The organism is Spirillospora sp. NPDC029432, assembly GCF_040703975.1.
GTDB lineage: Bacteria > Actinomycetota > Actinomycetes > Streptosporangiales > Streptosporangiaceae > Spirillospora.
The window spans coordinates 90,180-97,319 of sequence record NZ_JBEZWH010000027.1; the positions used below are offsets into that span (position 1 = coordinate 90,180).

General features: G+C 74.3%; 6 protein-coding genes. 5 read left to right on the forward strand and 1 reads right to left on the reverse strand.

Features of this window, described 5'->3' with window-relative positions; all coding sequences use genetic code 11:
- The first annotated feature begins 11 nt into the window (after nucleotides 1-11).
- The 4 genes from AB0881_RS22140 to AB0881_RS22155 all read left to right on the forward strand — a co-directional run bounded on the left by AB0881_RS22140 (nucleotide 12) and on the right by AB0881_RS22155 (nucleotide 5,403).
- Nucleotides 12-662: a helix-turn-helix domain-containing protein gene (locus tag AB0881_RS22140; protein WP_366619356.1), complete on the forward strand. Its 651-nt coding sequence runs from the start codon at nucleotides 12-14 to the stop codon at nucleotides 660-662.
- A 144-nt stretch (nucleotides 663-806) separates the two neighbouring features.
- Complete coding sequence (locus AB0881_RS22145; protein ID WP_366619357.1) at nucleotides 807-2,645, forward strand: NAD(P)/FAD-dependent oxidoreductase; 1,839 nt, start codon at nucleotides 807-809, stop codon at nucleotides 2,643-2,645.
- On the forward strand, nucleotides 2,642-4,312 hold the full coding sequence (locus AB0881_RS22150; protein ID WP_366619359.1) for a hypothetical protein: 1,671 nt from the start codon (nucleotides 2,642-2,644) through the stop codon (nucleotides 4,310-4,312). The genes AB0881_RS22145 and AB0881_RS22150 overlap by 4 nt, the downstream gene beginning before the upstream one ends.
- Before the next feature lie 41 nt (nucleotides 4,313-4,353).
- On the forward strand, nucleotides 4,354-5,403 hold the full coding sequence (locus tag AB0881_RS22155; protein ID WP_366619361.1) for a biotin/lipoate A/B protein ligase family protein: 1,050 nt from the start codon (nucleotides 4,354-4,356) through the stop codon (nucleotides 5,401-5,403).
- A gap of 7 nt (nucleotides 5,404-5,410) precedes the next feature.
- On the opposite strand, the gene AB0881_RS22160 is transcribed toward AB0881_RS22155, so the two are convergent.
- A complete protein-coding gene (locus tag AB0881_RS22160) occupies nucleotides 5,411-6,220 on the reverse strand; it encodes a DoxX family protein (RefSeq protein WP_366619363.1) in 810 nt (269 codons plus the stop codon).
- A 178-nt stretch (nucleotides 6,221-6,398) separates the two neighbouring features.
- On the opposite strand from AB0881_RS22160, the gene AB0881_RS22165 reads away from it, so the two are divergent.
- On the forward strand, nucleotides 6,399-7,140 hold a 742-nt coding region (locus tag AB0881_RS22165; RefSeq protein ID WP_366619365.1), incomplete at its 3' end, for a TerD family protein.

The following is a 7,140-nucleotide window of genomic DNA, read 5'->3' on the forward strand; positions in this document are numbered from 1 at the left end:
TGACCGTCCGGATGAGCAGGAGCAGGACGGTCCGCGACGAGCGGGCCGGCGCGACCCGCGAGGCGCTGCTGGACGCGGCGGAGCGGCTGTTCGCCGAGCGCGGCATCCACGCGGTGTCCAACCGGCAGATCAGCGAGGCGGCGGGGCAGGGCAACAACGCGGCGGTCAGCTACCACTTCGGTACCAAGGCCGACGTGGTCCGCGCGATCATCCGCCGGCACGCCGTGCCCATGGAGGGCGCCCGGGTGCGGATGCTGGAGGAGATCGGCGACTCCGCCGACCTGCGGGACTGGGTCGCCTGCCTGGTCCGCCCGGTCACCGGCCACCTGGACGACCTGGGCACGCCGAGCTGGTACGCCCGCTTCACCGTCCAGGCCATGGCCGACCCGGCGCTGTACGAGATCATGATCGAGGAGTCGTTCCTGGCCTCGCCGTCGCTGCCCTGGCTGTCGGACGGGCTGGCCCGGCACCTGCCCGAGCTGCCCGTGGACGTGCACCAGGAGCGCGCCGTCATGGCGCGCCATCTGATCCTCCAGATGGCGGCCGAGCGGGAGCGCGCCCTCGCGGAGAACAGGTTCCCCGTCCGCCCAACCTGGCGCGCCACCGCGGACGGCCTGATCGACGCGATCGTCGCGCTCTGGCGGGCACCCGTCACGCGCTGAGCGCGGTCCCCGGCGGGGTTGTGCGCGGGACAGGCGGCCTCTAATTTAAATCAATCAGCTGATTTAATGCGACCGGCAACTGAACGTACATCCCGCCCGCGTGCCAGCTCCCGGCACGGGGGGAAGACAGGAGACGGTTCCGACGTGTTCGACACGCATGCCCCCGTGCCCCCCGCCGCCGGCCCGGACGACCCGGGCTTCGACCCCGAGGCCCTGCGCGCGAAGTACCGCGCCGAGCGGGACCGCCGGATCCGCCCGGACGGCGCCGTCCAGTACCAGGAGGCCACCGGCGACTTCGCCTACTACGCCGACGACCCGTACGCCGATCCGGACTTCGCCCGGGACCCGCTGCACGACTCGGTCGAGGTGGCCGTCATCGGCGGCGGCTTCGGCGGGCTGCTCGCCGCCGCGCGACTGCGCCGGCACGGCGTGGAGTCGATCCGCGTGATCGAGAAGGGCGGCGACTTCGGCGGCACCTGGTACTGGAACCGGTACCCCGGCATCCACTGCGACATCGAGTCGTACGTCTACATGCCGCTGCTGGAGGAGGTCGGCTCCGTACCGGAGTGGAAGTACGCCCCGGGCGAGGAGATCCGCCGGCACGCGCAGGCGATCGGCCGGACGTTCGACCTCTACCGGGACGCCTGCTTCCAGACCGAGGTGACCGAGCTGCGCTGGGACGAGGAGGCCGCCGAGTGGCTGCTCGGCACCGACCGCGCCGACCGCATCAGGGCCCGCTACGTCGTGGTGACGAACGGGACGTTCCTGCGCCCGAAGCTGCCGGGCATCCCCGGCATCCGGACGTTCAAGGGCCACACCTTCCACACCAACCGGTGGGACTACGACTACACCGGCGGCGGCGACGGCGGGAACCTGCACGGGCTGGCCGGCAAGCGCGTCGCGCTGGTCGGCACCGGCGCCACCGCCGTCCAGGTCGTCCCGCACCTGGGCAGGGACGCCGGGCACCTGTACGTGTTCCAGCGCACGCCGTCCTCGGTGGACGTGCGCGGCAACCGCCGCACCGATCCCGAGTGGGCGGCCTCGCTGGAGCCGGGCTGGCAGCGGCGCCGCATGGACAACTTCCTCTCCATCGTCTCGGGCGAGCCGGTGGAGGAGGACCTCGTGGGGGACGCCTGGACCAGCACCGCCCGGCGGCTCCGCGCCGGCGTCCCCGGCAGCGGCAGCCCCTCGTCCGGCGATCCCGACCAGGACCTCCGGGACGAGCTGGACGACTTCCGCAAGATGAACGAGCTGCGCGCCCGGGTCGACGGCATCGTCCGGGACCCGCGGACGGCGGAGCTGCTCAAGCCCTGGTACCGCTACGAGTGCAAGCGCCCCACGTTCAGCGACGAGTACCTGCAGACCTTCAACCGCCCCAACGTCACGCTGGTCGACACGGCCGACCACGGCGGCGTCGAGCGCGTCGAGGAGGACGCGGTCGTCGTCGGCGGCGCCCGGTACGAGGTGGACTGCATCATCTTCGCCACCGGATTCGACTCGCCGCTGCCGGCGACCGTCTCCGGGCGGCTCCCGGCGTACGGGCGCGGCGGCGTCACCATGGCCGAGTGCTGGAAGGACGGGCCGAGGACGTTCCAGGCGTTCTGCACCCGCGGGTTCCCCAACCTGTTCCAGCTCGGCTCCATCCAGGGCGCCCCCGCGGTGAACTTCGTGCACGTGCTCGACACCGGCGCCACGCACATCGCAGCGGTCATCGCCGCGGCGCGCGAGCGCGGGGCGCGGTACGTGGAGCCGACCGAGGAGGCCGAGGCCGGCTGGATCGACCTGATCGACGAGAGGGCGCCGGACCTGTACCGGTTCCAGATGGAGTGCACGCCCGGCTACAAGAACCGCGAGGGCATGCCGCCGCCGCGCAGCCAGATGTTCGGGGACGGGCCGGTCGCGTTCCAGGAGCTCCTGCGCCGGTGGCGCGAGGACGACCGGTTCGGCGAGGTGCTCGTCCCGGACACCGGGGGCCGGAAGTGACGGCCCGGCCCAGCCGGTTCGACGGCACCGGGCGCGGGCGGCCGTCGAGCCGCCGCTGGGACGTGCGCAGGCTCGTCCGGACCAACCGCCTGTGGGGCTCGAACGGTGTCGCGTTCGGGCCCGACGGGCGGCTGTACGTGGCGCAGTTCCTCGCCGGGCAGATCAGCGCGGTGGACCCCGCGTCCGGGGACGTCGAGGTGGTGGTGCCGATGGACGGTCCGGTCCTGGCGCCGGACGACCTCGCGTTCGGCGCGGACGGCTCGATGTACATCACCGACCTGACCCCGGGGCGGGTGTGGCGGCGCGGCCCGGAGGGCGAGTACACCCTGGTGTCGGACGACCTGGTGGCGCCGAACGGCATCGCCTGCGTCGGCGACCGGCTGTTCGTCAACGAGATGAGGATGGACGGCCGGCTGCTGGAGCTGTTCCCCGGCGGCGGCGACCCGGTGCCGCTGGCCGGCGGGCTCGCCATGGGCAACGCGATGCAGCTCGGGCCGGACGGCTGCCTGTACTACCCGCACATGGTCGGGGACCAGGTGTGGCGCGTCCCGGCGGACGGCTCCGGCCCGCCGGAGCTCGTCGCCGAGCGGGTGCACGAGCCGGTCGCGGTGCGCTTCGACCAGGGCGGGATCCTGACGGTCCTGTCGCGCGGCGCCGAGGGCATCGTGACCCGGATCGACCTGGACACCGGGCGCCGGTGGATCGTCACCTCGGGCGTCACCGGGCTGGACAACGCGGCGTTCGACGGCGAGAACCGCATGTTCGTCTCCAGCTACGCCAGCGGCGGGGTCACCGAGATGCACGCCGACGGCCGCACCCGCGAGATCGTCCCGCGCGGCCTGGACGGCCCGTTCGGCATCACGGTCGATCTCGGCGGGACGGTCTACGCGGCCGACCACTACCGCCTGGCCCGCACCGAGAGCACGGACACAGAGAAAGCGGACACAGAGAAAGCGGACACAGAGAACGCGAACACAGAGAACGCGGAGGACGGCGACGCCGTCACCCATGAGCTGGCGGTCTTCGTCCACGCCGTCACCGCCGGCGACGACGGGCTGCTGCACCTCACCTCCCAGACCGGGGACGTGCGCACCCACGATCCGGTGGAGCGGACCACCCGGGTACGGGCCAGGGACCTGGACGAGCCCGGCGGGATCGCGGTCGCGCCGGACGGCGCGCTCGTGGTCGCGGAGACGGGCGCCGGCCGGATCGTGCGGATCGGCCCGGACGACCGGGTCTCCGTACTCGCCGAGGGCCTCGGCCGCCCGGTGGACGTGGCGTTCGACGCCGAGGGGCGCTGCTACGCCAGCGACGAGGAGCGCGGCGCGGTGCTCCGGCTCGACGGCGGCGCGGCCGTGCCCTTGGTGGAGGGGCTGGAGGCGCCGCAGGGGCTGGCCGTCCGCGGCGGCGAGCTGTTCGTCGTGGAGGTCGGGCGCCGGCGCCTGCTGGCGATCTCGACCGCCACGGGGGAGAGCCGGATCGACGCCGAGGACCTGGCGGTCGGCCTGCCCCCGGGGACCGCCGCCCCCGGCCGGGTGCGGCCGCCCGTCCCGCCGGGCGTCCCCGCCCCGCCGCGCCCGTTCGCCGGGCTCGCGGCAGGCCCCGGCGGCCGCCTCCTGATCTCCGCGAACGGCGAGGGGAGCGTGCTGGCCCTGTCCGAGAAGTAGGCGGAATCCGCCGGGCGCGCGCGTGGTTGTCACTGGACGTGATGCACGGGGAGTACAAGGTGCCGGGCGGCAAGCTGGTGGTCGCCGACCTGGAGGTCGTGGACGGGGTGCTGAGGTCGCCGCGGATCAGCGGGGACTTCTTCCTGGAGCCGGACGAGGCGCTGGAGGCGATCGACGCGGCCCTGGACGGGCTGCCCGCGACGCTGGAGGCGGCCGAGATCGCGGCGAAGGTGGAGCGCGGGCTGCCGCCGGGCACGGTGCTGCTCGGGCTGACCGCCGAGGCGGTCGGGATCGCGGTGCGGCGCGCCGTCGCGCACGCGTCCGACTGGCGGGACCACGAGTGGCGGCTGATCCACGACGGGCCGCAGGAGCCGGCCCTGCACATGGCGCTGGACCAGGTGCTCGCCGAGGAGGTGGGCGCCGGGCGGCGGCCGCCGACGCTGCGGATCTGGGAGTGGGCCTCGCCCTCGGTGATCATCGGCAGCTTCCAGTCGCTGCGCAACGAGGTGGACCCCGCGGGCGCGGACCGGCACGGCGTCACCGTGGTGCGCCGCATCAGCGGCGGCGGCGCGATGTTCGTGGAGCCGGGCAACACGATCACGTACTCGCTGTACGTGCCGGAGTCGCTGGTCGCGGGCATGTCGTTCGCCGAGAGCTACGCGTTCCTGGACGACTGGGTGCTCGGCGCGCTCGGCGAGCTGGGCATCAAGGCCTGGTACCGGCCGCTGAACGACATCACCTCCGAGAACGGCAAGATCGGCGGCGCGGCGCAGAAGCGGCTGGCGGCCGGCGCGGTGCTGCACCACGTGACGATGTCGTACGACATCGACGCGGGCAAGATGCTGGAGGTGCTGCGGATCGGCAAGGAGAAGCTGTCCGGCAAGGGCATCGCCAGCGCGGGCAAGCGGGTGGACCCGCTGCGCCGCCAGACCGGGCTGCCGCGCGAGGAGATCATCGACCGGATGGTGGGGCACTTCCGCGGCCGCTACGGGCTCGTGGACGATCGCGTGAGCGACGAGGAGCTGCGCCGCGCGGAGAAGCTCGCCGGGGAGAAGTTCGAGAACCCGGAGTGGACCGCGCGGGTGCCGTAGGCCGCGGTCAGGCGTCCTTGCCGTCCGCGCCCTTGCCGTCCGCGCCCTTGCCGTCCTTACCAGCCGCGCCCTTGCGGCCGGGGCCCTGGTCGCCTTCGCGGCGGATGGGCCGGGTGTCGTCCGTACGGCGGCGCCGGCCCGGCTTGCGGCGGCCCGCGACGAGCGTGTCGTCCGCCTCGCCCTCCACGATGTCGGTGGCGAGCCGCGGCTTCCTCTCCGGCCGGACGGCGGATTCCGGCGGCGCCGGGGGCTTGGGGGCCGGGGCCTTGGGCTCCGGCTTCGGCTTCGTGAGCGCTCCGGGCGCGCCCGGAGCCTCCGGCTCGCGGAGCGACGCGACGAAGCTCTGCTCGTCCTCTTCCTCGTCGTCGTCGCCGCCGTCACCGGAGGAGCGGCGCGGCCGGCCCGCGAGCAGCCACCGGTCCAGGGTGAGCCGCCCGCCCGCGCCCGCCGCGAACAGCAGGCTCGTCAGCCCGAGCACCAGCACCAGCTCGTAGCCGTTGCGCGCCGTCCCGCCGTCGACCAGGAACAGGCCCTCGCCCGCGTGCACGAACACGAACGCGCCCGCCATGTCGACGAACAGCAGCACCCCCACGACCGGCAGCCCCAGCCCGGCGATCAGCGCGGCACCGCCCAGCAGCTCGACGAACGCGGCGTACACGGCGGCGCCCGTCGGCAGCGGCACGCCCAGCGCGTCGAACGAGCGGCCCGTCGCGGTGATGCCGGCCTCGATCTTCTGCCAGCCGTGCGCCATGAAGACGACGCCCGCGCCGAGGCGCGCGAGGAGGGCGGCGACGTCGAACAGCGGCCGTGAGCGCATGCCGTCGGCTCCTTCGGGGCGGGGGCGGGCCCGGGTTTCGACCGCGAGTATGACGCCCGGCGCGCGGATCGCGCGAGTCCCGCTGGTGGACGCGGGTGGCCGGAGCTTCGCCGGGCCTGGCCGCCGGGGCGCGCGACTGGCATAGGTTGTGAACGTCGGATGAGGAGGAGGAGCGTTCATGTCCATGCAGAAGGGCGCCAACACGCCGGTCCCGGTGCCGTCGGTGAAGATCGAGCTGGGCTGGCAGAGCGGCCCCGGCGTGCCCGACGCGGACGCCTCCGCGCTGCTGCTCGCGGAGACCGGCCGGGTGCGTTCGGACGACGACTTCGTCTTCTACAACCAGCCCGCGCACGGGTCCGGTTCGGTCCGGCACGAGGGCAAGCAGCAGGGCCCGACCGTACGGGACGTGCTGGCGGTCGACCTCGGCCGGGTCGAGCCGGCCATCGAGCGCATCGTGATCGCTGCGTCCTCGGACGGCGGCACGTTCGGCCAGTTCCAGGGCCTGTACGTGCGGGTGGTGGACGCGGCCGCCGGCACGGAGGTGGCGCGCTTCGAGAACCCGGGCGCCACGTCGGAGACGGCGTTCGTGCTGGGCGAGCTGTACCGGCGCCAGGGCGCGTGGAAGTTCCGCGCGGTCGGCCAGGGGTACGACTCGGGCCTGGGCGGGCTGGCCACCGACTTCGGCATCTCCGTGGACGAGCCCGCTCCGGCACCGCAGGCCCCGCCCGCGCCGCAGGCCCCGCCGGCCCCCCAGGCTCCGCCCGCTCCGCAGGCGCCCCCGCCCGCGCCGCCCGCGCCGCCGGCTCCCGCCGCGCCCGCGCCGCAGTACGCGCCGCCGCCCCCGCCGCCCGCGAACCAGTACATGCCGCCCGGCCAGCAGTACACGCCCCCGCCCCCGCCGCCCGCGCCGGGCCAGCAGT